Genomic DNA, 2108 nt, shown 5'->3' with positions numbered 1-2108 from the left:
GCCGATTCGTGCGCGTCAACAACACCACCTCCACCATCGGGTCGCGCGAGAGCCCCAGCTGCTCACGCAGATCCCGGATTCCCTCCAGCTTGGTCTTGAGCCTGCGCATCGTGCGGCGGACCTCGATCCCGGCCGGAGCGATCGGATACACCCACACATCGGCGTACACCAGCGCGCCGCGGGCAATCGACTCGTGGTCCTCCAGCTGCGGCACGTCCAGAATCATGGCGCCGCGCTCGCCCTCCAGATCCGGAAGGCTGCGATGCAGCGTGGTCACGTGCTGGCCGATCACCGGGAAATCGAGCCCCTCGGCATCCTCCATCCACTCCAGCGCGCTGCGGCCCTTGTCCGCATCCACCACCAGCGGTGACCGGCCCAGCTCGTGCAGCGCCTGAGCGATGAACAACGCCGAGGTCGTCTTACCCACCCCTGGCTTGATCGAAGCCAACGCGATCCGCAGAACCATGCACTGAACCTACTGCACGCACGGACGAACAGTGCCCGTCTCGATATGACGCGCGAACCACCAACATCGCGCGGGCGAGGACGTAGCTTCAGGAACATGACCAACTCCGGCCTGCCTGCACCGCCCATCAGCGTGAGCAACTACGAGGAACGCATGGCGTTGCGATTCGGATTCCGGCGCTCCCGAGGACGCGCCTGCCCCCGCTACGCAGCTGGTCGACGCTGCAAAGAGCCGTACGGGTATCCGCACAATGATTGCGGCGTCCACTACGGCTGGTTCGACCACTCCTACCGATGGATAGCCCCCGACCGCCACCGCATCTTCACCACCGAGCCCTATAGCAACACCATCAAAGACAAGCGCCTCAGCAAGCTCAGAGACGGCCTGGTGCAACTCGACCTCGCCATGACCGTGTTCGATCGGCGCGACTCCATGTGGTACCCCGGCTCTACCATCCTCATCGTCGTCCACTCTCCCGAATGGGTACCCGACCAGCGCCTCCAGAAGTCCTACGCTCGTTGGGCTCGCGACGCCAAGCAGGTCTAGAACCCGATCCACGATCGGACTTATCTGCGGTCTCGCTCGCGAGCACTCTTTGTCTACAGCACCGCACGACACCCCAGCGATCACTTCCGCTCGTAGTCTTTCCTTCCTCTGCCTCGCCTTCTGTGCCTTCTGCGCCTGATCTCGCTACTCGCCGGCCGAAGAGTCTCAGACTGTTGCGTGCAACGACGTTTTACGAGCTTTTTTGCGCGGCTGTAGCGTGGCTCATTAGCACTCAAAAACGCCTTTTTTTCACGCTCTGTGCGCTCCGAACCAGTCCTCGACAGCCGCGGGGTCGCCTGTGCTCTCTGCACCGCTACGGCACCGAAATAGAGACTCTGACCTGTGGATCTCATGGCATCTCTACCGGGCGACCGTTGGTTGCCGTTTACTGCAAACTCGTCACCGTCGAGAACTTTGGCAGTAGGTTTTGCAGTAGCTTTTGCAGCAATATTTACCCAGGTCAAACGCTTGATTCGTCGTTTTGCTGCAAGTACTGCCAACTTTTTTGAGTACTCAGCTCATATGGAACGTGCTCTACACCGTAATAAACCGTCTGAGACAAAAACACCCCTTCTAGGATCTCCCGCACCCCGCGAAAAGTTGGCAGTACTTGCAGTAGAACACCTCAAAACCCGCTCTGAGCTGTGAAAACAAGTGCTGCCAACTTGCTGCAAAAGGTACTGCCAACTTTGCCGCCAAGGGCCTCTTTGCAGTACAGCCGACACTCGAACTCGACTCTCCCATACCGAGGTCGCACTGAAGAATTTCCGTACATTCGTACCATTTTGAGCTATCGCATCGATTCTTGTAATCGGTCGTAGTATCTTGTAATCTATTGGTATGCAGTACTTTTCAGTCGATATCACTCGAAAGTCGTTGCGCTACTATGCATTTCGTACAGTTTGACAAGCTGGACATTGCATGATAGTCATCCAAACTTGTTGCGCTGCATGGCGTTTCATCTTCCTAAGCCAAGTCGTTGCGTAGCAACGTCTTTGGTATGTGCATCGCGCAGCGATGCACGAAAATCATTGCTACGCAAAGGCTTTCGTCCGACCGGCGTAGCCGGTCGCCTCTGGCCCGCCAGGGCCAGGGC

General features: G+C 58.1%; 3 protein-coding genes. 2 read left to right on the top strand and 1 reads right to left on the bottom strand.

Annotated elements, in window-relative coordinates; translation table 11 throughout:
• A partial coding sequence (locus NP3_RS43765; RefSeq protein ID WP_063047591.1) for a nucleotide-binding protein occupies window positions 1-466 on the bottom strand: 466 nt, incomplete at its 3' end.
• A 96-nt stretch (window positions 467-562) separates the two neighbouring features.
• On the opposite strand from NP3_RS43765, the gene NP3_RS43760 reads away from it, so the two are divergent.
• The gene (locus tag NP3_RS43760; RefSeq protein ID WP_063047590.1) at window positions 563-1012 is read left to right on the top strand and encodes a hypothetical protein; all 450 of its coding nucleotides are present in this window, start codon (window positions 563-565) and stop codon (window positions 1010-1012) included.
• Window positions 1013-1354: 342 nt separating this feature from the next.
• Complete coding sequence (locus tag NP3_RS48720; RefSeq protein WP_157124953.1) at window positions 1355-1660, top strand: hypothetical protein; 306 nt, start codon at window positions 1355-1357, stop codon at window positions 1658-1660.
• Window positions 1661-2108: the final 448 nt, after the last annotated feature.

Origin of the sequence: Nocardia pseudovaccinii NBRC 100343 (genome assembly GCF_001613225.1) — a bacterium.
GTDB lineage: Bacteria > Actinomycetota > Actinomycetes > Mycobacteriales > Mycobacteriaceae > Nocardia > Nocardia pseudovaccinii.
Note: the sequence above shows the minus strand (reverse complement) of the source record. Positions and strands in the feature narration are given on the sequence as shown.